At 44.9% G+C, this 24,377-nt stretch carries 18 protein-coding genes; 7 read left to right on the forward strand and 11 right to left on the reverse strand.

The features are described from left to right. Window positions 1-414: 414 nt before the first annotated feature. The 4 genes from FXO21_RS22140 (at window position 415) to FXO21_RS22155 (ending at window position 3,559) form a co-directional block, all read left to right on the forward strand. Window positions 415-972, forward strand: coding sequence for an RNA polymerase sigma factor (locus tag FXO21_RS22140; RefSeq protein WP_310586926.1), 558 nt, complete (start codon window positions 415-417; stop codon window positions 970-972). Continuing rightward, window positions 962-1,798, forward strand: coding sequence for a zf-HC2 domain-containing protein (locus tag FXO21_RS22145; protein ID WP_149642123.1), 837 nt, complete (start codon window positions 962-964; stop codon window positions 1,796-1,798). Before FXO21_RS22140 ends, FXO21_RS22145 begins: the two co-directional genes overlap by 11 nt. Window positions 1,799-1,832: 34 nt before the next feature. After that, window positions 1,833-2,633 (forward strand): DUF4097 family beta strand repeat-containing protein, encoded by an 801-nt coding sequence (locus tag FXO21_RS22150; protein ID WP_149642124.1) that lies wholly within the window; start codon window positions 1,833-1,835, stop codon window positions 2,631-2,633. A 71-nt stretch (window positions 2,634-2,704) separates the two neighbouring features. Next, the gene (locus tag FXO21_RS22155; RefSeq protein WP_149642125.1) at window positions 2,705-3,559 is read left to right on the forward strand and encodes a DUF5694 domain-containing protein; all 855 of its coding nucleotides are present in this window, start codon (window positions 2,705-2,707) and stop codon (window positions 3,557-3,559) included. A gap of 139 nt (window positions 3,560-3,698) precedes the next feature. Here FXO21_RS22155 and FXO21_RS22160 read toward each other — a convergent pair whose 3' ends face one another. The 11 genes from FXO21_RS22160 to FXO21_RS22210 all read right to left on the reverse strand — a co-directional run bounded on the left by FXO21_RS22160 (window position 3,699) and on the right by FXO21_RS22210 (window position 17,175). After that, window positions 3,699-4,130: a hypothetical protein gene (locus FXO21_RS22160; RefSeq protein ID WP_149642126.1), complete on the reverse strand. Its 432-nt coding sequence runs from the start codon at window positions 4,128-4,130 to the stop codon at window positions 3,699-3,701. A gap of 5 nt (window positions 4,131-4,135) precedes the next feature. Continuing rightward, entirely contained in the window at window positions 4,136-4,381 is a 246-nt protein-coding gene (locus tag FXO21_RS22165) for a hypothetical protein (RefSeq protein WP_149642127.1), read from the reverse strand. Beyond that, a complete protein-coding gene (locus FXO21_RS22170) occupies window positions 4,378-5,052 on the reverse strand; it encodes a T9SS type A sorting domain-containing protein (protein WP_149642128.1) in 675 nt (224 codons plus the stop codon). Before FXO21_RS22170 ends, FXO21_RS22165 begins: the two co-directional genes overlap by 4 nt. Window positions 5,053-5,074: 22 nt before the next feature. Then, complete coding sequence (locus FXO21_RS22175) at window positions 5,075-5,632, reverse strand: gliding motility-associated C-terminal domain-containing protein (RefSeq protein WP_149642129.1); 558 nt, start codon at window positions 5,630-5,632, stop codon at window positions 5,075-5,077. A 235-nt stretch (window positions 5,633-5,867) separates the two neighbouring features. Then, window positions 5,868-6,695: a hypothetical protein gene (locus tag FXO21_RS22180; RefSeq protein WP_149642130.1), complete on the reverse strand. Its 828-nt coding sequence runs from the start codon at window positions 6,693-6,695 to the stop codon at window positions 5,868-5,870. A gap of 14 nt (window positions 6,696-6,709) precedes the next feature. Then, window positions 6,710-7,186: a hypothetical protein gene (locus FXO21_RS22185; protein ID WP_149642131.1), complete on the reverse strand. Its 477-nt coding sequence runs from the start codon at window positions 7,184-7,186 to the stop codon at window positions 6,710-6,712. Window positions 7,187-7,347: 161 nt separating this feature from the next. Next, the gene (locus tag FXO21_RS22190; protein WP_149642132.1) at window positions 7,348-7,656 is read right to left on the reverse strand and encodes a hypothetical protein; all 309 of its coding nucleotides are present in this window, start codon (window positions 7,654-7,656) and stop codon (window positions 7,348-7,350) included. Window positions 7,657-7,878: 222 nt separating this feature from the next. After that, window positions 7,879-8,166, reverse strand: coding sequence for a hypothetical protein (locus FXO21_RS22195; protein ID WP_149642133.1), 288 nt, complete (start codon window positions 8,164-8,166; stop codon window positions 7,879-7,881). Between the two features lie 790 nt (window positions 8,167-8,956). Next, window positions 8,957-9,577 carry a hypothetical protein gene (locus FXO21_RS22200; RefSeq protein ID WP_149642134.1) on the reverse strand — a complete coding sequence of 207 codons (621 nt, stop codon included), beginning with the start codon at window positions 9,575-9,577 and terminating at the stop codon, window positions 8,957-8,959. Continuing rightward, window positions 9,565-15,726, reverse strand: coding sequence for a polymorphic toxin type 23 domain-containing protein (locus FXO21_RS22205; protein WP_149642135.1), 6,162 nt, complete (start codon window positions 15,724-15,726; stop codon window positions 9,565-9,567). The genes FXO21_RS22200 and FXO21_RS22205 overlap by 13 nt, the downstream gene beginning before the upstream one ends. A 510-nt stretch (window positions 15,727-16,236) precedes the next feature. Continuing rightward, the gene (locus tag FXO21_RS22210) at window positions 16,237-17,175 is read right to left on the reverse strand and encodes a cation diffusion facilitator family transporter (protein WP_225865801.1); all 939 of its coding nucleotides are present in this window, start codon (window positions 17,173-17,175) and stop codon (window positions 16,237-16,239) included. 130 nt (window positions 17,176-17,305) lie between these two features. On the opposite strand from FXO21_RS22210, the gene FXO21_RS22215 reads away from it, so the two are divergent. From FXO21_RS22215 to FXO21_RS22225, 3 genes are all read left to right on the forward strand, one after another. Continuing rightward, a complete protein-coding gene (locus FXO21_RS22215; protein WP_149642136.1) occupies window positions 17,306-19,309 on the forward strand; it encodes a sensor histidine kinase in 2,004 nt (667 codons plus the stop codon). A 49-nt stretch (window positions 19,310-19,358) separates the two neighbouring features. Continuing rightward, window positions 19,359-20,834 carry a sigma-54-dependent transcriptional regulator gene (locus tag FXO21_RS22220; protein ID WP_149642137.1) on the forward strand — a complete coding sequence of 492 codons (1,476 nt, stop codon included), beginning with the start codon at window positions 19,359-19,361 and terminating at the stop codon, window positions 20,832-20,834. Between the two features lie 316 nt (window positions 20,835-21,150). Further along, the gene (locus FXO21_RS22225; protein WP_225865802.1) at window positions 21,151-24,375 is read left to right on the forward strand and encodes a SusC/RagA family TonB-linked outer membrane protein; all 3,225 of its coding nucleotides are present in this window, start codon (window positions 21,151-21,153) and stop codon (window positions 24,373-24,375) included. The last annotated feature ends 2 nt before the right edge of the window (window positions 24,376-24,377 follow it).

Raw genomic sequence — 24,377 nt, forward strand, 5'->3', positions numbered from 1 at the left:
ATGTTTTGAATTGGTTTGCTTAAAGTAGTCAGTTTCCATGTAACAGACCAGCGTCAGGTCCTGCTTTTTTTACTTGCAAGCATTGTTCCGGGTTAAGCAACGCGGCTTTCATGGCCGGTAGCTGACAGTAGGCAGGGTAAGCTCCTGTGAGACGGTAACGGGAGGGTTAAGTCTGATATGGATAAATGACGCCCGGTAATTCCTTTTCTTTCCGGATTGTATGTAGGTAATAAAGTTTTCTCGCATTTTGTGAGTCTACACTTGTTAATGTTTAAACTTAACTTAAAGCCGTTTCAAATTTTAATGGCTTTTAAGTGGTTCGTTAAGTTTTTATAAAAATATACGATTATCTGAGTAACCTTTTTTGATTAAACTGGTCTTCACGTCGATTTTAACATCTGACCGTCTGTAAACTTGAATTCACTGGCTGATAATGTTCTGATGCTCCGGGTCAAAGAGGGCGATTTATATTCGATGGGCGTGTTGTTTAAACACTATCATCGGGAGCTGTTTGGCTTTTTTTACCATATGTATGGAAATCCGGACGCATGTGAAGATATGGTTCAGACCGCATTTTATAGAATGATAAAATACAAGAATTCATTTACTGGCGAAGGGCCGTTCAGAGCCTGGATGTATCAACTGGCCCGTAATGTGCTGCGGGATCATGTGCAACAAAATAAACGATCTTATCATGGGCAAAATCTGGATGACTTTGCTGAAAAGATTGGAGGCGGTACCCTGGCAGATGAGTCGCTTCAAAAAACGGAACAAGCTATACAGCTCAGAAATGCCCTGGCCCTGTTAAGCGACGCACATCGGGAAGTGTTGGTAATGAGTGAGTATCAGGAGTTGAAATATAAAGAGATAGCCGAAATACTGGATATAACGGAAGGAGCGGTTAAAACCCGGGTTCACAGGGCAATCAATGAATTGAAAATCAAATATTTAAAAATCGAACATGAACGCTAGACCTCTCGATTGTAACCAGGCAAAGGACTGGATATTAGATGGACTGAAAGGGAATTTGCCGGCCGCCGAGCAGGCTGCTTTGGATGCGCATATTAGTTCGTGTGAACAATGTCAGAAGGATTTGGATCACGCCCGGCAGGTTAGCCAATGGTTACAAACCGATCCGACACCTGAACCGAGTCTGAGGATGCAAACCAAATTTTATGACATGCTTTATTCGCTTGGAGAAGTCAACTCAGAAGAGATACCAAAAACGTCCGCTTCCCCGGTGACAAAATTCAAATTTAGAACTAATCCAACTGTATGGTTACAAATCGCTGCAACGGTCCTTTTGGTCGGCTGCGGCATGATCACAGGATACTGGTTGCGGAGTCAGACTCCCAGGGATCAAGTGGCCCAGGCGCAGATTGATACGATGGCTGTGCAGATTCAACAAATGAGGCAGATGATGATGCTGACCTTACTGGAAAATCCGTCAGCATCAGAACGACTTCAGGCAGTCAGTCTGTCCAATGAACTTGATCATGCGGATCAACAGGTGATTGACGCGTTACTAACAACATTGAGCTACGATACCAATGTAAATGTACGCCTGGTAACTCTGAATGCACTGATAAAGTACACCGATAGTCCTTATGTCAGGGAAGGACTCATTCAATCATTACCTTACCAGAACTCTCCATTAGTTCAAATGGCATTAGCCGATCTGATGGTCAAACTTCAGGAAAAGCGCTCAATCAAAGCACTGCGCGGCTTACTTCAGCAGAAAGGGATCCGTAGTCCGGCCAAAGCAAAAATCGAACAATCCATTATACAGCTTTCATAGCACAACTTTTTGTGTACAATTTAAATCTTTAACTATGAACAGATACCTGAAAATCGGCCTTATCTTACTGATATCCAGCTGCGTTACCAAAGCACAAAATACGACCAGAGATCAGCTAACGGTCAGTCTGTCCAATCCCGCCAGACCTGGAATGCTGGATGTAAATCTGGTTTACGGACAAATCTATATCCAGGGTTATGCCGGTAAAGATGTACTTATTGATGCTGCGTCGAGCAATGAATCGCAGCGTGAAAGCAATGAGGGTTTGAAACGTATCTCGAAAGGAAACCCACTGGGGCTTTCGGCAGAAGAGAGGAATAATAATATTTCTATAAGCACAAACAGTAACGCATTTCCGGTCAATCTAACTATTAAGGTTCCCTGGCGCACTTCGTTAAAATTGAGAACTTACGATAAGGGTGATATTATCGTGGAAAATGTAATTGGTGATATGGAAGTGGATAACGTAAATGGTGCCATCAGCTTAAAAAATGTCAGCGGCTCGATCGTCGCAAATACATATAACGGACAGCTGAAAGCATCGTTTCAGGATACCAGATTCGACAAACCTATGGCTTTTTCTTCTATGGGTGGGCGCATCGAAGTTTCATACCCTTCTTCACTGAAAGCCAATGTGAAGGTAAAATCAGAGAATGGGGAAGTGTTTAGTGATTTTGATATTACTAAAATTCCCGCCGGGGTTGTCAAGACCAGCAATTCGGGAGTAAACAAATCAACACTGGATGATTGGCTGTATGGCAAAATTGACGGCGGTGGTCCGGAGATCATGATTAGCAATTACAATGGGAATATATACCTGAAAAAACTTAAATAGTCCAGGTCCGAAAGTTACATATAGCTTAACAGGTCTAACGTTTGTATCTGTTCAACCATCCTGATAAATCTATGTCGAGCAAATTAGCAATCATCCTCTCAGTTCTCTTCTTTGGAACATTTTGCGGGGTTCAGGGCCAATCAAAAACAAAAGTCCTTTTAGTCGGTTCCTACCATATGGCCGGGACAGACGATCCCTTGAAAGTAGATTCAGACAACATGCTAAGTCCAAAACGGCAGAAAGAAATTGATGAAGTACTTGATCAACTGCAAGAATTTCGTCCAACAAAAATTTTTGTCGAAGTAATGCCCTTCTTACAAGCCCATTGGGACAGCGCCTATATTCTTGCCGAAAAGGGCATTTTACCAACAGATGGATGGGCCGGCAGCGAATCCTTTCAATTGGGCACACGATTGGCACAACGATTGAAATTGCCAAAAGCAGTCATAGGTGTTCATTGGAAACTATCCGATACAACCAGCAATTCGCCTTTCGATCAAATGTATCGGAATTATCAAAATGCGGTCAGCAAACATTTCAAAACGATAAAGGAAGATGATAATGTCTGGTGGACAGCCAACGCAAAATCAGTAATTGCGTCTTTTCAAAAGACATATAAGGAAATCGCTGGATTGCCGGTCAAAGAATCCCTGAGAATCATTAATACCCCTGAATTCTCTAAAAAGCTCTATTATGCCAACAATATCATGATAATGGATAAAAATGCACTGGATTCAGGCGTAACCGGATCCATATCCAATGTGGTTCGGAACTTACAGATCTACACAAATATAATGAGCAATATCTCGGCAAGTGATCAGCGGGTAATGGTAGTTTATGGTATGGGACATATTGAGTCATTGCGCCATATGTTTGAAGGAAACCCGCAGATGGAAACATTGTCTTACTCAGATATAGTGAAATGAGCCTTAAAGATTTCATCCCCGAAACTCTCTGAACAATTAGCCTTAGCGCATTTTTGATTCGTCGTTCTGCCTGATAGCGGACAAGGAGGCGTCCAATTCTGGGCGAAGCTGGCAGGGGAACCACATAGCAATTGAACGCCTACTTTTCCCGTACCAGTGTCATAAAGTTTCCCTTACAGGTTTCAATCATAATTACATCTGCTATCGGAGTTGTGATTATCATTTCGGCGCAAGGCATACAATAAACGAGACCGCAACTTGGGTCCAATTGGAGAGGAGCTAGCGGCTTTGGCTCAAACGGCTGCCCGTTTAAAGTAAATTTCTGAGAAAGACAGCAAGGCATATATCCGTTTTCATTCAAAAATGCCCCATCAAACCGAAACTGGTAAATGGTAACGTTCCCCTCGGAAACAGGATTGGTGATTAGTGAGTCGCCCTCTGTTTGGCTATATGCTGTTACCCGCCATTTCCCTGCTATGGAAGCGATCTCCGGCAGCGGTTCGGGATCTTCTTTCTTTTTGCATTGTGTAAATACAAATAGCAGCAGCACAAAAGTGATCAGTTTTTTCATCGTTATCAGAATTTGAGGGAAAGACCATGATCAGCGTGTTTTCGTTGTAATTGCTGAAACCGTTTTTTGCCAGGCAAAGCTACTTTGGCAATGCCACGGACGACATTCCCGACCAGCTTACTGCTCCTAAAAAAAGCCCAGTGCCCTCCGGATCGGAATAGGTTGTGGCCGATCGCCGTGTAAAACATGTCCTTTGTTGCTGAAATTGGTGCTGAGAAACCGGTTTTAGATTTCCCAAGAAGGTCCCTCATTCCTTTACAATTTTCCGTGCAACGCTGCTTCCAGCATTACCAATCAGTTTAAAAATATATACGCCGGCTGCTAATTCGCTTACGTCAATTGTCGAGGTTTTTTCCGAGGTCTCATATACCATTTTTCCGGAACTATTAAATATTTGAACAGTTTGTAAGGCTGACCATTTTAAAGTTAATAAATCACTTACCGGGTTTGGGTAGGCAAGAATTTTTAATTCAAAATAGAGATTACGTATTTGGCTATACGCAAAGCTCTCATCCTTGTCAATCATCTTTAAACGATACAGGTTTTCGCCCTCTGCGGGTGCTTTATCTGTGAATGTATAGGTATTGGAAATTTCATCATCTTCCTGATTCGTTGTACCCTTTGCCTTGACGCTACCTATATCGGACCAATTTTTCCCGTCGCGGCTGCGCTGAATACTGAAACGGTCAAAGTTAACCTCAGCCGAAGTTTGCCAACTTAGCAATGCCAGTGTATTTTCGAGGCTACCGTCCGCGGCATTCGATTTCTCTGCCGTGAAGCTGACCAGTGTTACGGGAAGCGCCCCTACTGCCTTTCTTAATACCCGGTTACCGCCTGCATCATAGTCGAATTGTATATTCTGGGCAAAGGCTGTGTGCGCCAAGAGTGCCAGGGAAATTAGCAGCGTATATCGTGTTTTCATAGCTGTCCGAATACATTTGAAGTTAAAAGCAATCCTTTTCTCCGCTGGCGATCGACTTGTCTACTGTGCCATCTATGCCACCCTGCGCAGGGTAAAAACATCCTGTTTTTGTTTTGAAAACTTCCGATCCGTTTCCGCAAATAATGACGCATGCCTGGCCTGCTACTATATGTTTGTGCGCCTCGATATCGTCTACACGCATTTTATATTTAAACAGACCTTTGTACCGGGACCCGTCAGGCCTTAATCCATCCCAGCCATATGCTGCTATGGCCATATTGGAATTGAAATAGGGTTTCTGGTAAAGGATCGTATCGCCCACGGCACTATATATGGTGAATCCCCACACATCTGTAACCACATCATTTACAAAAGGCACGAAATAGTCATTCACGCCATCTTTATTGGGAGTGAAAACATTGGGTACATAAATTCGCTTCTTTTCGTAAGAAAACTCAACCGGCTGGGTACCGCAACAGGATTCGTATTCCTGGCTGATTGGTTGCGGTTTGTCCTGGGAAGCGCAGGTTTGGGCGGTGGAGATGAGGAGCAAGATAGAAAGACTTAGTGTGTTTTTCATTTGATTGTTGTTTTGGAATATGATTAATTATGTCGGGTAAGTTGCTCGCTATTCTGCTGTTCCAATCGGAATGGAATTACCTCTGCGATGGTTAATTTTGAAACGAAACAAATAGGATCTGTTAGGAGACATTGAAGTCGCAATGACAGCTCCGGCAACACCAAAGTACATTCCCCACATTGCGCCGCTATTCGCATCCGTGAAAGATCCTGGCCGGTCATAATAGAGTCTCTGGTTAACACTTTTTGATTTCGAAAAAGCCTGCCGCAGTTGCTTTGTACAAATTCAGTCCATCCGAGATTGCGTAAAGACCCGTAGTTTCTAATGGTACTCCTTTCTTTTTGGTGCCATAGAAGCGATAGGCTGTAATTTTTCCCTTCTTCGATTTCTCAATGACTATTTTTGCTGCTATGTCAGGGTTATTCTGCGCAAAGTGAGCATAGTCTTTAAATATTCCTGGATTTGGTATTTGATTTGAAAAAATTGGGATCCGACTTATTTCCAGACTATCCAGATAATTTAGCTCATCTTTTGTGAATGCGGGCTTATCGTCATCGAGCTTCCTTCCAGTCGCTGCTTTTGAAATAGAACAAAATTCCTCACTTACCGATCGAAACAGCTTTTTGGTGACATCAAATCCTTTTACTGTGAAGATACTGTCAACAGCAAGTACTTCAGAATATCTCCCGGATTCATTTTCAAGGAATAAACGGAGTGACAATTTAAGTTTCCCATTTTCAGGAATGTCTCGTGTATTTACATTCATGAACAACTCATTCAGAATGAAGACCAATGATTTTTGACTAGGTATGGTTCCGTTTTTATCTTTGAAAAACATAGAAAGGCTATCCGCAATACTTCCGTTGAAGACGATTTGCTTGCTGTTATTTCCTATTCCTTTATGAATATAGCCTAACAGTTTCTCGCCTTCTCTGTTGCCGATTACTTCGATGTTAGAGAAACCAAGGGTCATGTCTTTACAATTGTGATCGATTGTGAGGTTGATTTGGGCTTGGGCGAAATGCGCAATGCATAATACAAATATTAAGCTGACTATTCTCATATGTAAATTAATTTTCAATATCCTATTTTATTTGTCTTCCATAGTGCATATCCGAAAAGAACCAGTCCCAATGACATACCAATCATAATAAAACCCATCGTCCTCTGGAATCCTGTTCTTTTGAAATATATGATTCCGTCTTTTTCAAGAAATTGAAGATATCGATTCAGTTTTTCGGAATGTGTATTGCCAGTCTCATAAAAGTATACAGTTATATGATCGCCTATAGCTAAGCTATCAACAATTCTCGCTTGCTTGTCTGCGTATATTTCAAAGGGAAATTGATAGGAATCGATTATCAAATAGCGATAACTACCTTTGTCTCTGGTTGGCAACGTCCCCATCGTTTGATCCAGATAAATGATTTGCCCTTTCAAGGAAATGTATTCAGTTTTTTCTTTTGAATTCATTCGGGTAAATGCAATGGAAGCAATCATCATAAAAATTCCAATAAATGCAATACCTCTGAAAGTTTGCGGAATGATTATCATACTATTTCCATATTTAATAAGTTCAATGATCGGAATTTCGATTAGTTTGCCAGAACCAGAATAACCACGAGATTAACTCCTAGCCCAATACCCCAATTGGACCAAACCTTTCGTTGCTTAATTTTCTTCGACTTTTTAGTATAAGCCTTGTAGTATTCCGGTTATCTGAACAATTCTTCGTTAGGGTAGCCTAAGTTTTCAATCTTTGGATAGGTGGACGAGCATAGAATGGCTGGTATGAGACCAATAAATGGAGAAACCAAGCTGGTTATCAATGTTCCCGTTGCAGCTCCCTTATATCTTTTGTAATGTCTGGCAGCGTCTATCTGTCCTTTGATATTCAGGTTCTCGGGCTTTGCAACAGTGTAGAGCTGCTGATTTTGAATGATTACCGCAGAGTCGGCCGGGTTTTGAGCATGACTACTCAATGGGGAGAGCAAAATAAAGAAGATCAATGAAAGGTTTCTCATATAAAATATATTGTTTGTAAATGGTATTGATTGTTTCCGGTATTGTCAATTTAAAATAGAAATTATCTTCACCCTGTTTAAATTGATATTGACACAATATCTCGCCAATTATAGCATGAAATATCTAATCTTGGATAATGAGTTTTTAAGTGGTAGTATTAATTTCTTATTGGCAAAATATACAATCCGTGCAAAGCAGGGAATGCTAATTGTTATGTAATCTCAATATATTTCTATCATTAAAATATCAGAAAGATATTCTATTCTTACATGTTGCAATTCGTTTTTTAATTTTCTAGCGATGCATATGCCTTCTCTTTCATTATCACACACCATCAAGTAATCAATGTCTTCATTACAAATTTCCTTTTGATACCTGGATATCCACATTTTAAGATCTTCTACTATTTTTTGACAGAGCAGTAGTTCATCTGGATTTAAGAATTCTCCATTATAATTCTCTTGAATCCCTGCACCGTCTAATGCGGCATTCAAAATGAAGTGTTTCATAATAGTTGTGAAAATATGCAATCGCTACAATTTGTTTAATCGATAATGTGATACAACCCGGTCCTTCAATTACCTGGTTGATTTCAAATTCCTCTTCCATACTTGGTATTCCTTTTTGTCGCACCAAAACCACTTGCGCTTTTTTAACCAGCTTTTGTTTGGATCGGGCAAAGTGTTGTATTTTGTAAATTGGCTAAGCACAGCATCCGTGTTTCTATTGTTTTGCTGATATTTATCCAGGTCAGACTTGGATAAGATCTTATCCCATGTTCTACCAATTACTTTCAATCTGTGATTTTCCATTAATTCAAACCATACTTCATCTCTGTCCCATGACACAGTAATTGGAGGTGAAAAATATTGAGTTTTGACTATATTTTTTTCAATGTAGTAACTACCCCATAGACCATAGGATGAGTCGGTACTAAGAAATGTGTATAATTCCCCAGACGGATAAAATATGAAATTTTCGCTATAATCACTCGTGCGTATTCTTTCAGAAGATTCCAATTTATTAGAAGACTTATGGTAAAATGAATAAACGCCGTTAGATTGAACAATTTTTGAGTTGTCCCTATTTGGTGAAAAACAGAAATTTGTTTCTCGTACCTTCGACCTTTTTGGAGCGTCACGCCAGCAGCCGACGATTAGAATCGCAACTAGAACGCTAATGTTTAAAATCTTCATCTTCCCCATAATGAATACGGATTGTAAAAGCCACTTTGGAACATCATTGCATATTTGAATGAATCATATTTGGTGTTTGGATTTTAATGCTGATAGTCATTTTCTAATTATCCTGTTTCCATCTTTTATATTCCTTTTTATCGCACCAAAACCATTTACGCTTTTTTAGCCAGCTTTTGTCCGGATCTGGAAGATTGTCGGATCTAATAAAATGTCCAGAGAGAGATTTTTTTTTTGAGTTCATGGATTGGTAACTTTCCAGATCTGAATGGGTCATTTTTCTTTCCCATACCAAACCTATTTGTTGTAATTCTTTTCGGTTTAGTATTTTAAACCAAATTTCCTTCTTCCCCCAGGTTACATTGGGTGGAGTTGCAAAAGTGAGTGATTTTATAGTGTCACCAGCTATAGTATAGCTCCCCCATACGAAATAGTCTTTATCATTATCTGAAAAAATTGCTAACTGATGGTTATCGAAAAACACATAATTTTCTCGATAATTACTTAGTGTCATACGGGCGGGATGACCAGAATATGCATAGCTTGAATCATGAAATGAATAGAAACCATCGTGATGCAATTTCGTTTCAAGATTAGTGTTTGCAGTATAGCAATAGCCTGTTTGAGAAAATTGTCTTCTCGCTTTCAAGGATTGACGACAGCTTATAAATGTTAGCAACAAGCATATCTTCACAATGGCTTTCAATTTTATTATCTCCCCCATAATGAGTAAGGATTATAGTAACCTGATTGCATGAAAATACCATAATTGAATTGATCATATCGCGTATAAAAGTGCTGATATCCCGGTGGAAATCTTAAATGAATGAAATTCTGTGTCCGGTCTTGGAAAATCGGGTGGCTATATCCGATTCTTTCCACAGTGTTTCCGAAGCGATAACCAACCCAAAATGGAGCATTATATGTCTGACCGTTTTCCCAAGCCTGGTTGTCATGCTTGTTGAAATTGCCCATAAGGTCTGGCAGATTTTTAATTCCTTGCTTTCCGCCTTTTGGATCATTATTGTAAAGCCTAGTTCCCACAACAAAATCTCCGATTCCAATCTCTAACGCATTGGAGCGCCAGCGATCCTGGTGATTGAATGCAAAAAAATCATTTTCAATTCTGATTGAGACTTTACCCAGGGATAAGCTGGCACCTCCTACAACCTGACTATTAGACATCCCATCTGGTCCTGTGGCTCCCCCGTACCGCGTTTGGTAATAACCTGCCCCATATCCTTTGTAACTTATGCTTCCTCCATAGGCTGAGTGATTATTGCCTCCGCCTCCGCCAACACTGAAATTCCAGTTACCAGCGGAAATAGACGTACTCCCATTAACTGAAAAGGTTCCTGAAATGTTGACACCAACATTTACGCCGGTTGTAACATTACCCTGAGTTTGATAAACACTTGCAGAAACTCCCAACCCCAAGGGATCTACGCCCACCGAAACTGAGCTGGTTCCATTATTGTAAACTTGAAATTGTAGGGAATTGCTCATCGCGTTCGTAGCATTTGAGGCATTTCTATATGCTACTTTTCCAGGGTGACTAACGCCATTCAACAAATTACTTGCAAAATCTGCGGTAAAAGCCATTGAGAAGTAAGCCATTTTGAAGATTTCACCGCTTGGATCAGTATACTTTAGCGGGTTGTTATTTACATATGAATACCGATTATACCCCTGCGTCGAATAACCATCCTGCACATAATTATCCACACTCAACACCCTCCCCACCACCGGATCATACATCCGGCCGTTCATGTTGATCAAATTAAAATTCGTCAAATGTTCATGACCGGTGAAACCGCGGTACAGGTAACTCGTCGGGGCCGGAACATTCACATAATCCCAATTGGCTGGATGGCGAAGGCGGCCCCAGGCGTCGAAGTTCTGGTCGAGCAGGACGGTACCGTTGGCAGCGGTGGTCGTCAGCAGGGAGCCGAGGTGGTCGGTATAGGTGTAGTAGTATTGGTCTGCATTGTTCTGGCGGATCACGATGGCGATCAGCCCCGCCGGAGAACTGATGTAATGCAGGTGCTTGTCCGCAATGCCTGGCGTTAAATCCTTCTCGTAACTGCCAAAGTAATAGTGCGTGTTGATCAGCACATTGTTTTTTTTCATTACCCCTTTCAGCCGCTGGTAATCGGCCCCGTAGGAGTAGGTCAGCTCATAAGGCTGGCCCGTGGCGTCTTCCAGAATTTTTTCGGGCTGGTTGAATGCCGTGTAGGTAATTTCCTGGGTGAACAACGGAATTGCGGTCGTGGGAGAAACGATGCCCGTCACCGCATTCAGTTTTGCAGGGTGATACTTGAATGTCTGCCCGGCATCGCTTTTAGCGGTAATGTTTCCGGAGGGTGAGTAGGAAGTTACCTGCGCCGGTTTGCCCAAAACGGTCGCCGTGAGGAGCCGGTTGAGGTTATCATACGTAAAACTTTCCTCTTTGTTTTTGATCAGGTCCTTTCGCTTATCCAGGTTGCCTTTGGGATAGTCCCAGGTCAGATCCAGGTTTTGTATGCCAGCGGTCGCAAACAATTTGGGTATCCCGTAATGGTATTGAATGGCCGACGATTTGCCATTTCCCAACGTATAGGCTGTGTTTTGCCCCAGCCCGTTCATGCCACTGTTGGTATAGAGTGTTACAGCATTTGTGCTGTTCTTGATGGTGGTCGGGTAACCGTTGTTATCATAGGCATGGTTGGTGCCAAAGCCGGAAGGATATAACACCGAGGTCATATCGCCGTAAAGGTTATAGCCGTAGGTGGTGGTGTAAACAGTTGCATCGACAGTTTGTTTTGCTGTCTGCAACCTTCCCAAGGCATCATAGCTATACTCTTCCAGGTTGCCGGCAAAGCCCGTTACTTTTTTCAGCTGATTGGTCGAAGCTCCGCTGCCTGATGGATAATATTCGTAGACTGTTGTGCCTTCCGGGCCCGTACGGTTCGTATTCCGGCCCAGCAGGTCGTACTGCATCGTGTGCGTTTTATTGTTGGCATTGGTTTGGCTGGAAAGCTGCCCGAGCGCATTGTAGTCATAAGTGGTCGTACCGGCATTCAGATCGGTCAGCGACGTTTGCCGGCCGTGTACATCATATTGGCTGCTGGTAATCACAGTGCCGTTACTTACTTCCTTAAGACCTCCGTGGCTGTAATAAGTGTAGGTCAATGTCCCCCCATTGTCAGTGGCGCTGACGACCTGGCCGCTCGCATCGGTTGTTTTCGAAGACACACCTGATGGAGTTGTCGTGGTGGTCGTCAGCTTGCCTGCCGCGTAGGCGTAACCGATGGTAGTGGTGCCAAAGGGACCGCTGTTGCTGATATGGAAAGCCCGGTTATAGGCATCGTACTGCGTCGTGGTGGTCAGTATCGGTTCGCCAGATTTGTACGGATCGGTTGAGGTAGAGATATTGCCCCGGGCATCGTAGGTTTTGACCTGGGTGACCGCCTGTGCCTGGAAACCCTCTTTTTCGGTTTTAATTTCCCTTGCGACGAGGTCATACCACGTTTTTACATCCGGTTTGCCGGGATGACTTGTGTTCAAATACCAGACCGAATTACCTGAAACGTCCCAACCGTAGTTCTGGGTCACCGAATAACCTTCGGGCAATATGGTTTTCTTCTCGCGGCCAAAAGCGTCGTACTCAATCGTCGTTACCAAACCATCCACTCCGGTCAAGGTCAGCGGCTTTCCCCATTTGGGATCAAAAGTTGCCGAGGCGGTTTGACCGAGCTCATTCGTCGTGGTTTCCGGATAGCGGCCTTTGGAATCGTAAACGGAAGAAGTAGCCCGGGCAGGAAGAGCAGACGGGCTAACCGTCGCCTTTTTCAGGTTTCCCAGCGGATAATATTCGTATATGGTGGCTACACTTTTCGGAAGTCCCGCAAAATCGGTTTTCGAAGTAAGCTGACCGATCGGGTTATAGCCATAACCCGTTGAAACCGTGTGTGCAGGCTGGCCTGTCCGGGTGTTTGAGACGGTTACGGAAGTGGGCTTGTTCAAAACCCCCGCCGGATAAGCCCCGTAAACGGCATCCGTTACGATCGTTTCAACCCCACTGTTGACCGTGCTTTTTGTGACGTTACCGAAATTATCATAAATATTTACCGTAGTGGTCGTCCGTCCCTCGAATGCATTGTTATCCAGGATATTGGTGGTCTTGACCCAGAAGCGTTTTGCTGCGGGAGAAACCAGCACATTGGTATTGGTAGTCTGGCTGAGCAATGCATTGGTGGACGCCAGGTAGGTGGAAGTCCGGTAAGGTATTGCGGTGTAATAAGTCGTATTGAATTCATTTTCAACAACCGTCCTGAACCCTGTCGCCAGGTTGTTTGCTGTGATCTTGCCAAACCCCAGAAATCCCTTTCCCGCCCGGTGCAGTTTAGTGCCTTCATATGAATATTGAGTGGTAGTATAGCCGCCGATCCCATTCTGCAATTTAAAATCGGAAACGGCGTACAGCGCGGGTTGTATTGCATTGAAGGGATAGGCGGTGAGATTGCCGCGTAGATGAAAGCCATTTTCATCCGTCAGCTTTTTGTAATTCCATTCAGTGACATGGTTGTACCCATTCTTCACTTTTTCCAGCATGTTTTCCCGTCCTTCTTTCTTGAAGTTGAAAACATCCATGGGCTGCGCTATATTTTTAAAATTAATAACATCCGCCCTACGGTCTCCATTGAAGTCGCCGATCATGGGAGGTGGCGCGCCTAATTCTACTATATAAGTGCTACTGATACGGTGAAAAGCGGCACCTGCGTTAGAGTACCCTTTTCCGTAGTAAACATCGAAATTCGCTGTCTCTACGGCAATCGGTTGCCAGCCATGGTAGATATCCGATTTGCCATCCCCGTTCAAGTCGGCAATACCCAGCTGGTCCCCCAGAAAAAGATCGGTATCAGGTGTTGTATTAAAAGTAAAAGGGGATTCATAGAACCCAACCCCATTAGAGATCACAACCTTCCATGCCCCGGAGGTTGTTAATTTGGCAAGAATGTCTGTCTTTCTGTCGCCATTGAAATCGCCAAAATAGCTGAGGTGGTCTTTGTTTAAATAACTGGTAGAGTAGTGGATACGACGCGCAGTCCACCCATCAAAAGTGAAAATTTCACAATTCGTGCCTTTGATCAGCATGATATCGCTTTTGCCATCCCCGTTAAAATCGACGATATGCACTTTGTCAGCTGTGACCCAGTCGGTTGTCTCAAAGAGGTGTGTCCCTGAAATAACGATTGACCCAAAATCAGGCTGGACTTTGCCATTGTACAAATGGCAATTGTAATTGACGGCGTTACTTCCAAGCATCGTAAGGATATCCTGAATACCGTCCCCATCATAATCCCCAGGAAAAATGAAATGTCCACTTGGGTGGATTTTAGAGTAGCCTGTATAAGGGGATATGGTGAGCGGATCGAACTGGACTGCAAACTGTCCATTGGTCTGCCAGTCATAGTTTTGGACGGTGCGATAAATACGGAGACTGGTAAGCGTTCGGTTTTGTCCCGCTCCTGCGATATTGGTCATCAGCACATCATCCGCCCCATCGCCAGTGAAGTCGTAGGCGAGAAAATTAAAGGAATTGGGGATACTTTGCTTCTTGACAACAGAATAGGTGGTAGGCACATCTGTCACATTGCCTACATAAAAATCGTTTGGTTTTGCATCGTATGCGGGATACTTATTGTAAACGACCATCCTGTATACGGGAGGGTTCTGGATCAGGCTGGCTTCGAGGAAATCAATTAACCCATCGGCGTTAAAATCACCTGTAATTGTAGTCGCGGATGGATGGTCGTACCCATCTGTGGTAACCGTACTAAATTCAGCCGGCGGATCCCCATATTTAAAAATAGTTGCATTTAAGGCGGTACCGTCGGCACCTGATTCAATGACCTCTTTCAGATAGGAATTGATGTTATCGTGACCGTAGTTGAACTGATAGGCCCTGACAGTCACCCCGCTGGTTTTGGTCGTAACTTTATCCAGCAAATATTTACTTTCAACACGCGTATTATGTTCAAAACCCGCGTTTTCATCAATGGTTCGGATCTTGTAGTCAAATCTGACCTGATTATAAGGGTCTACTGATTGCGCAGCATTACCGGTGTAATTGATTTCTTCAATAAGCAAGCAGAAGCTTAGCGCTTTGTATTTGAGGGAGATATAATTTCCATCAGGATATACAATACGGGACAACGCCCAGGTAAGAACAGTCGCATTTTGGCCGGTAAGCCTTGAATCCGGGGAATTTCCGTACTCCATCCTGATACCATCTTTGGTCAGTACTTCAAACCACTGAGGCCCACCTCCCTGCGTACTTTTGGAAGTGATGGTCGCAAAGTTTTCACTTTCAGTTCCGTATGTTGTATTTGGATCCCCGTAGTTACCTGCTTTGGCGATCAGCCTCGAACCGTCCAAAACAAACCTGTCGCTGTTTGTCATGACGACAGGGTTTGCTTCATTGTCAAAATACATATTTCGGGTGCTCCGGGTGATTTCAGAGAGGCCGCCGATTGCCCAACCCTGCCCCAAAGGGCCGTTTCCTCCCAAAGAATAGTAGTTCACCGAGACAGCCGGGGCAATTCCATTGGTCCCGGGCGGTACTGCCACTGCTATTGAATAAGCGGCACCTCCCAATGCAACATTTGCACTCCCCGGAATACTTCCGACAGGTAAGTTTTGATTAATCAACCGATTATCAAAAGTGGCACCAGTATGTAAGGTTTGATAGGTTACATTTTGTGCAAATGAATTGAACCCGTAGAAGATTGTAAGAAACCAAAATACCTTACTGAAATGATGTACTAATGTTGATATTTTGGATTTAAAATTGATGATTAATGTAATCTTTTCCGTATAATTATTTCTCATAAACACATCGATTAAATACAATAGAAAACCCATCACCATTTTTTATGGCGTTAAAGAGATTTTTATAAATTTCTGTTGAGTTTGATAGGTTGATATGCCGTAGAACGAAGGTATATCAACAATGATTTGCAATTATGCTTTCTCCAAAAGGCGGAAGACTTTCAAGAAACAGATGACTCTGAATTGGGGTGTTTTGACTTTATCGGGATAATTCCGATTTATAGTGTTGGCAAACCTATATATTTTATTTTTTGAAAATTGTAGAATTAAAGCATGATTTAATTAACGGTAATTTAGCTGTTTAATCTTCAATCGGTTGTGTTTTATTATTCCATTAAATAAATGATGTAGTCAATTTATTCTCCGATAATACCTGGTTTGAGCGCCATTTTTATTTGTAAATATTACACAATTGACCCCATTGCATCTTTACATAAATAGTAAGGTCTTACCCTGAGGTATTTTCTTTCGTTGAGCATCCAACGCGCACGTTCTCTGATCAACAGCCATTCAAATAATCCATTTCCTTTTCGTGGTAAACGATATTGTCAGCCACATTTCATAGTTGCCGGAGATCTGGTCATGGACCTGCTGTCTTATTTCGTCCAGTTTCGATACGGGTGTATGTGCAAGTTCCTGAGGTAGCAGAAAGTCTATTTCAACGGTATAGCTGTTGCCGGTTTTGGTAACTCTGACAAATGCGTCGAGGAAGCGCTGGGAAGCTGAAATAGCCTCTACAACTTCGTGGATCTGATTTTCAACATCGTCGTCCGGTGCGAATTGAAGTAACTCCCTCAGGTTTTTCCGAAATGTCCGCGTTGGTACGCGCAGAAAAGCCACAGAAATAATCGCCACCATGGCAGGGTCGAGGTACGGGATCAGGTAAGCCAGTGAGGTGGATTTGAAAAAATATCCCAGGGAAAGGCCGCACAAAACGCCCAGGCTCAGCAATGCATCCAGCTGCCATTCTGACGCTTCGATCCTGATATATTCGGACTGTAACAATTTCGCCTTCTTCTGGAAATACAGCCAAAGGCCGAAACAGACGATAATGGAGGCGATCAGGTAGGGCAGTGCGATCCCCAGCTCCACGACCTTACCGCCATTGATGATATCAATAATCGAAGTGGCCAGCGAGTAGAGGCACAGGAAAATAATTACCGACGATTGCAGCGTGATCGCAAACGGCTGAAACTGCGCCCGGCCGAAAGGCAGATTTTCATCGTCCGGCTTGCGGATGAAGTTATTTACAAGAAGCGACACGCCCGACAAGCTGATCCCGACCATTGAAAACAATGCATCGAAAATGATTGATTTCGAATCTCCCAAAATGCCGACAACAATGGCCCAGACTGTCAATATAGAGCCGAGTGCGATCGAAACCTTGATTAACCTGCGTTCGTAACGTCTTTTCTGGCGGGCATTCATAACCAGGAAGTTTGTATTCAAAATATGTCAGTAACTTTCAAATCACGCAAATTGATCGAACAGCAATATGAAGGTAATGTTATGTTTAATATTCATTTTGGAGGACTTACTTAAATTGCATGGCCCGAACCTTAAATGCTAGCAGCAAACAATGGCTAAACCGACGCCGGTACTCGTATTTTGTCTACTGATCTTTGCCTTCTCCGCAAGCGCACAGCGCGATACGCTTAAAATTACCGGTTCTTCCTATTTCGACGAAAAAAGGACACTGGTACTTTGCAATTATATCTCGTCCCGGCTGAACATACCGGTCAAATACGAAAATATTCCGTCGACCAAACGCATGCACGCCTTGCTGCGGGACGGCAAAGTGGATCTGGCATTGATGAATACCTTTCAATATGTTTTCGCCAAAAGCGACAGGATTACGAATATCGAGCCTTTTATGATTTTGGGGGATAGCAGCGGCAAAGCGAAGAGTTACCGCAGCTGCCTGATCGTCAGGCCGTCGAGCCCGTACAGAAGTTTGCAGCAGGTGATCGACGCATCAGAGAAAACGAGTCTCGACTTTGCATACGTGGCATCCACATCGGGGCACATTGTGCCGCGGATGCAGCTGGCGACGATGGGTGTCCTTTACCCGGAAGCGCAGTTTGAAAGTATTCATTTTTCAGGGGGGCATTTGGAGGCAATTAATTCAGTAATCCAGAAACGGGCCGGTGCAGCCTTTGTTTCCATCGACGATCTGATCAACTACGAGTCGACCGGCAAAGTGAAGAAAGGCGCTGTCAGGATTGTCTGGAAATCCGAGCCGATCACCCAAAGCCCGGTGGTCATCCGGCGCAACCTGCCGCAGCAGCTCCGGCAGGAACTTCGTACACTCTTTTTGAACCTGCACCAAGATGACCCTGCGGTGTGGCGGCATATTCAGGAAAACTGGGGCGCCGTGGATCCGGCGCGTTTCGTTGATGCGACGGCGGCTGATTTTGTTTCGGTACAACAGGCCGCTGACAAAGTGGGAAAGCTCGTGTATTTTTTGAATTATTATGAAGAACGGCTCGCCCAGCAAGCTGCCGAGCTTGCAAAAGGAGACAATCTGATTGATATGCAGCGCACCAGGATCGGTGAACAAAATGCGGTTCTGGAACAGCAGATCGTGCAAATAAAAACACAAACATTTTCATTGTACCTGCTAGGCCTTATCGTGATCGGCATCGTTGCAATCATTGTAGTGGTAATCCAGACGAGCCGCTCCAAACAGCTGTTAAATGAGGCACTTATCCAAAAAAATAGGGAGCTTGAGCATGCATTGTCCGACCTTAAACTGACCCAGGACAAGCTGATCCATTCCGAAAAAATGGCCTCGCTCGGCTTGTTGACTGCGGGCATTGCGCACGAGATCAACAACCCTGTCAATTTTATTTTTACGGGAATCAATGGTCTGGAAAAGAATATGAAGGCGCTGCTGAATGTGGTAAAGGAGCTGGAAATCGCAGCGGATTTGCCGGATGAAAAAGTAGCGGAGCAACGAACCGTCATTGAAAAGACGAAGCAGCAGAACCGCTATGAGAAAGTGAAGGAGAGTTTAGCCGAATTTATCACCGGGATACGCCTGGGCGCAAAACGGACTGCCGATATTGTGAGTGGATTGAGGAATTTTGCGCGCACCGACGAGTCGGAGCGGACGATGGCGCACGTGCATAACTGTCTGGATTCAACACTGGTACTGTTGCATTTTAAATTGAAGCAGACAGGAATAGAACTTGTCAAATCCTACGATAGCAATGTTCCTGAAATGGCCTGCTACCCCGGTCCTTTGAACCAGGCTTTTATGAATTTGTTTACGAATGCTGTACAAGCGATCGAAGCGCAAGCCGATCGCGACTCCGGTCTCATTCAACTGAAAACCATTCAGAAAGGTGAAACAGTGGAAATTATGATCAGCGACAATGGGACTGGCATAGACCAGCATATCATTGCCAAGATATTCGATCCGTTTTTTACCACAAAACAGGTAGGAGAAGGTACTGGGCTTGGTCTTTCTATTACCTACGGGATTATTCAAAAGCACCTGGGAACACTGCAAGTGGAGAGCGAGCCGGGTGTTGGGACCACTTTTTTTATCCGGCTGCCCACAAACTTAACAATAGCATAACCGGAATTGGCGGGCAAGTTCCTATGTTTAATATTTATTAACAAAAAGAATGGAGCAAAAGCCTTATACGATCTTGTACGTCGATGATGAAGAGGTCAACCTCCGATTTTTCGCCGCCACGTTTTCCTGGGAGTACAATATACTGACAGCCCTTTCCGCCGAGGAGGGGATCAGGATTTTTGTGGAAAACGACATCGATCTGGTAGTAGCCGACCAGCGTATGCCAGGCATGTCGGGTGTGCAGTTTTTCGAGCACATTTACGGCCTGAACCCCGAGCCAGCCCGCATCCTGCTCACCGGCTACGGCGATCTCGAAACGATTATCCAGGCTGTGAACCACGGCAAGATCTTTCATTTTTTTCAAAAGCCCTGGGCGGAGGAAGATCTGACGCGGGCGTTCGAAAGAGCTTTGAAGATCCGCACGCTGCAGCAGGAAAATGCGGGGTTGATCGTACACTTACAAAAAACGAATGAAGAACTGAGCCGCGCGCTGCATGAAGTTGAGGCACTGACAACCTTACTGGAAGAAGAAAATCAGCTGCTGCGTCAAGAAGTCAACGATTCCTTCAATTTCGATGATATCGTAAGCAAAAGCCCGGTTTTCCAGGAAGTGCTGCAGCGTACTGCCCGCGTGGCAGCTACCGAGGCGACGGTGCTGATCACCGGCGAGACAGGGACAGGTAAAGAGTTGCTGGCCAGGGCTGTACACCGGATCAGTAACCGGCGGCAAAAGCCATTTATCAAAATCAACTGCGCCGCGCTTCCTGCTCAACTCATTGAAAGCGAGCTGTTCGGGCACGAAAAAGGTGCATTCACCGGGGCAACCTCGGCCCGGCCCGGCCGGTTTGAACTGGCGCACCAGGGGACTATCTTTCTGGACGAGATAGGTGATTTTCCGCTCGAATTGCAGGCCAAATTGCTTCGTGTATTGCAGGAAGGGGAATTCGATCGCATCGGTGCGACCAGGACCACCAAAGTGGATGTCCGCATTATCGCTGCTACCCACGTGGACCTCAATGCGGCAGTGCAGCAAGGCAAATTTCGCGCAGATCTTTTTTATCGGCTCAACGTGTTCCCCATTCATACCCCGCCGCTGCGCGAACGGAAAGAAGATATTCCGCTGCTTGTCAGGCATTTTGTGAGAAAATATGCCTTGAAGAACGGAAAGGTGATCAGGCGGATCTCCAAGAAAACATACCAGCTTTTGCAAACGCATCACTGGCCGGGCAATATCCGGGAGCTTGAAAATGTGGTGGAAAGAGGTGTGATCATGAGTAAAACCGATAAGTTCAAAGTCCCGCCGGAGGAGCTGGGCAACATGCCGGTAACGGGCGGTGCTGAAAACGGAGCGCTGAATTCGCTGGAAGAAAATGAGCGGCTCCATATTATACGTGCCCTGCAGCAAACAAACTGGCGCGTGACGGGCGACCAGGGGGCGGCCAGGTTACTGCAGATCAACGAGCGCACATTGCAATCTCGCATCAGGAAATTACAGATCCGGCGGCCGAAAGAGTTTGATGATTAATCATCAGTCTTCCTCAACCAAGATGCCCGGTTCGTACCTGCGACCGGGCATTTGTTTTGCTTTTGGTTCAGTTTGCAAAAAATATATTTGCATTATTCGGCTTTGTTGATGAATTGTTTCAAAAATTTCGGATTGGCAGCATTATCTGAATGTTAAGATAATGAAAGGATGGTGCGGCTTTTGACGAAATATCATCAAAACGAACCCGTTTCATCAAAAAATGACACTATATTTTAGTTAATGTACTGATTTTCAGTTGAATGTAACTTGGCTGGCTTTTTGATAGTAGGATGGTAATCTCCAATCATCCTAATCTATGAAAAACAAGGTTTACTCCCTTCATCGCCCCGGGCGGACAAAAGGTATGTTGTCGGCCTGCCTCTTCCTGATAGCAGCATGCGGCGTTCCGGTGGGCGCGATGCCTTCCAGGGCGCATTTAATAGCTGTTACCGAACCGGCAGTAGAAAAAATTTCCGGTAAAGTAGTCGACGCTTCCAGCAACACACCGCTGCCGGGAGTGAACGTCATGATCAAAGGTTCTTCCAAAGGGGCGATCACCGATGCATTCGGGAACTACTCGCTGGAAGTGCAGAATACCAGCGATGTGCTGATCTTTTCATTTCTGGGATTTATGAGCCAGGAAGTACAGGCCGGCAATCGCACGGTCATCGACGTTGCGCTGAGCGCAGATCCAAGACAGCTCAATGAAGTGGTGGTGACTGCATTAGGCATCAGGAAGGAGAAAAAAGCTGTCGGTTATGCCGTGCAGGAAGTCAAAGGTGAAACGATGGTGAAAGCGCGCGAACCGAACGCGATTGCCTCGCTGACCGGAAAAGTGGCGGGGCTTACCATTGCCCAGAGCACCGATCTTTTTTCTAATCCGCAAGTGACACTCCGGGGCCGCAGCGGCGTTTTGTATGTGGTGGATGGTGTGCCTGTCAGTACCGATTCGTGGAACCTGAGCCCGGACGATATCGAAACGTATTCTGTATTAAAAGGCGCCAGTGCGGCGGCACTCTACGGAAATCGGGGGCAGAATGGTGCGATTATCATTACCACCAAAAAAGGATCTGGCAACAAAAAGGGCTTTCAGGTTGATTTCAATTCCAGCACGCAGTTGCAGGCGGGATTCAATGCGATCCCCAAATATCAGACCGAATATGGCCCGGGAAGTAATTTTCAGTACTCCTTTGTCGACGGTCGCGGGGGCGGGATCAACGATAATGATTACAATATCTGGGGGCCGCGTTTCGAGGGGCAGCCAATTACCCAATACAACAGCCCAACGGACCCGGAAACGGGCAAACTCGTACCGCTTCCCTGGCTTGCAAGGGGAAAAGACAACTTCACTAACTTCCTTCGTAACGGCCTTTTGAGCACCAATAACATCGCAATTTCCAACAAAAGCGACTTCGGTGATTTCCGCCTTTCCGTCTCGCAAATGTTCCAGCGCGGACAGGTGCCGAATACCAAGCTGGGCGGAACGACCGTCAACATTTCGGGCGGGATCAATGCGGGCAGCAAGCTGCGCTTTGACGCCAGCATCAACTATAACCGCCAATATTCGCCCAATTATCCTACACTCGATTATGGTCCGGCCAGTCCGATCTACATTTTCACGGTATGGGGAGGAGTGGATTATGATGTGAACGATATGCGCAACTACTGGCAGCCCGGAAAGGAGCATGCCCAGCAGTTTAACCGTGAATATACCATTTACGATAACCCGTGGATGACGGCTTACGAGGCGTTGAAAACCTATTATAAGAACGATACCTATGGTTTTCTGCAAATGAATTACAAGCTCACTGATAAGCTGACTTTTAACCTCCGTTCGAATGTAAGTACCTGGAACAGAAACCGCAGCACGCGCGCCCCGATCTCTTCCAACCTGTACAATTTCGGTTTCCCGAACCAGGCAGGCGGCTACTCGGAAACGTACGATACATTCTTCGAAAACAACACGGAGGCTTCTTTGAAATACGACAAGCGACTTACGCAGGACTTCGGCCTGAGCGCGTCACTTTACGGAAACCTGCGGTCGGTGAAAGTGACTTCGCTGACAGGAACCACGACGAGGGGGCTTATTGTGCCGGGCGTATATGCATTGTCGAACTCGGTGCAGCCAGCTACTTCCAGCAATGATTACGCAAAACGCCAGGTAGGAAGTGTGTACGGTTTTGTGGATATGGATTACAAGGATTTCCTCTTTCTGAACCTGACGGGCCGTGTAGACAAATCGAGTACAATGCCTAAAAAGAACAACACTTATTTCTATCCTTCGGCTTCGCTGAGTACGGTTTTGTCGGAAGTGATTTCTTTTCCGGAGAAGATTTCATTCGTGAAAGTGAGAGGTTCTTATGCGAACGTGGCGAGTGATTTTGTGAATGAAAATGATCAGTATGCGATTTACAGTCTTTTGCCTACCTACTCCAATTCAGGCCGCTGGAATAATTCTTACACTGGCGTGAGCTACACGGGTACTTTGTATAGCGACAACCTGGAAGCGGCTCGGGTGAAAACCCTTGAACTGGGTCTTGAAGTACGCTTTTTCCGAAACAGGCTGGCTTTCGACGCGGCAATTTTCCGCAATGTAGAAGGCCCCGGTATCGTGAATGTGCCGACTTCGATCACTTCCGGTGTTTCAGGTATCCAGCAGAATGCATATACCTACGTCAGAAAAGGCGCCGAGCTGACTGTCGAGGGGACTGCGATTAAAACCGAGGATTTTTCGTGGAATGTTGCAGCCAACTGGTCGACCAACCATCGCTGGCTTGACAGGATCGACGGCACCCAAATGCGCAATGGAAATATTAAGGTAGGTGACCGTGCCGACGGTTATTATATCAAGGATTTTCAGCGCGATGAGCAGGGTAACATGATCGTTGGTACAAATGGAATGCCTGCCTACAATCCATACAACACCAAAATCGGTCACTACGACAACAAGTTTACCGCGGGTATCAACAATACTTTCAAACACAAATCGCTGATGCTGAGCTTTCAGGTCGATGGTCGCTTCGGTGGGAAAGTTGATAACTATATGTATACCAAACAGTTTGGCAGCGGAACTGCTCCCGAATCAGCCAATGAGTTTCGTCTGAAAGACTGGAATAACCGGGATGTGGCCGGATACAAAGGCACCGTGATGACCGAGGGCCAGCGCATCGTGAAAGGGCAGCTGAACACGGACCAGGACGGTAAAATTATCTCCGACACCCGGGAATTTGCGCCGAATGATGTCCCGGTACTCTGGCAGGCCTGGGCTACCAATTATTATCAGTCGGGTTATGTAGCGGCTAAAAACCGGAGTTACGTGAAGCTGCGTGAGGTGGTGATCAGCTATAACCTGCCTTCCAAATTATTGGCAAAAACCAAATTCGCATCGGCGGCGAGTATTTCGCTGGTAGGCCGAAACCTGCTTTACATTACCGGCAAATATACCCGCAACATCGATCTGGACCAGTTTACCGGAACCGCCACGAGTTTTCAGACACCTTCCGTGAAGAGCTTCGGAGCCAATCTCAATCTGACATTCTAATC

It is taken from the genome of Dyadobacter sp. UC 10 (assembly GCF_008369915.1).
GTDB lineage: Bacteria > Bacteroidota > Bacteroidia > Cytophagales > Spirosomataceae > Dyadobacter.

Excerpts from the sequence above, each read along its gene's own strand:
- FXO21_RS22145 (WP_149642123.1), top strand. The coding sequence starts at position 962 with ATGAACGCTAGACCTCTCGATTGTAACCAGGCAAAGGACTGGATATTA.
- FXO21_RS22150 (WP_149642124.1), top strand. The coding sequence starts at position 1,833 with ATGAACAGATACCTGAAAATCGGCCTTATCTTACTGATATCCAGCTGC.
- FXO21_RS22155 (WP_149642125.1), top strand. The coding sequence starts at position 2,705 with ATGTCGAGCAAATTAGCAATCATCCTCTCAGTTCTCTTCTTTGGAACA.
- FXO21_RS22160 (WP_149642126.1), bottom strand. The coding sequence starts at position 4,130 with ATGAAAAAACTGATCACTTTTGTGCTGCTGCTATTTGTATTTACACAA.
- FXO21_RS22165 (WP_149642127.1), bottom strand. The coding sequence starts at position 4,381 with ATGAGGGACCTTCTTGGGAAATCTAAAACCGGTTTCTCAGCACCAATT.
- FXO21_RS22170 (WP_149642128.1), bottom strand. The coding sequence starts at position 5,052 with ATGAAAACACGATATACGCTGCTAATTTCCCTGGCACTCTTGGCGCAC.
- FXO21_RS22175 (WP_149642129.1), bottom strand. The coding sequence starts at position 5,632 with ATGAAAAACACACTAAGTCTTTCTATCTTGCTCCTCATCTCCACCGCC.
- FXO21_RS22180 (WP_149642130.1), bottom strand. The coding sequence starts at position 6,695 with ATGAGAATAGTCAGCTTAATATTTGTATTATGCATTGCGCATTTCGCC.
- FXO21_RS22185 (WP_149642131.1), bottom strand. The coding sequence starts at position 7,186 with ATGATAATCATTCCGCAAACTTTCAGAGGTATTGCATTTATTGGAATT.
- FXO21_RS22190 (WP_149642132.1), bottom strand. The coding sequence starts at position 7,656 with ATGAGAAACCTTTCATTGATCTTCTTTATTTTGCTCTCCCCATTGAGT.
- FXO21_RS22195 (WP_149642133.1), bottom strand. The coding sequence starts at position 8,166 with ATGAAACACTTCATTTTGAATGCCGCATTAGACGGTGCAGGGATTCAA.
- FXO21_RS22200 (WP_149642134.1), bottom strand. The coding sequence starts at position 9,577 with ATGGGGGAGATAATAAAATTGAAAGCCATTGTGAAGATATGCTTGTTG.
- FXO21_RS22205 (WP_149642135.1), bottom strand. The coding sequence starts at position 15,726 with ATGAGAAATAATTATACGGAAAAGATTACATTAATCATCAATTTTAAA.
- FXO21_RS22215 (WP_149642136.1), top strand. The coding sequence starts at position 17,306 with ATGGCTAAACCGACGCCGGTACTCGTATTTTGTCTACTGATCTTTGCC.
- FXO21_RS22220 (WP_149642137.1), top strand. The coding sequence starts at position 19,359 with ATGGAGCAAAAGCCTTATACGATCTTGTACGTCGATGATGAAGAGGTC.
- FXO21_RS22225 (WP_225865802.1), top strand. The coding sequence starts at position 21,151 with ATGAAAAACAAGGTTTACTCCCTTCATCGCCCCGGGCGGACAAAAGGT.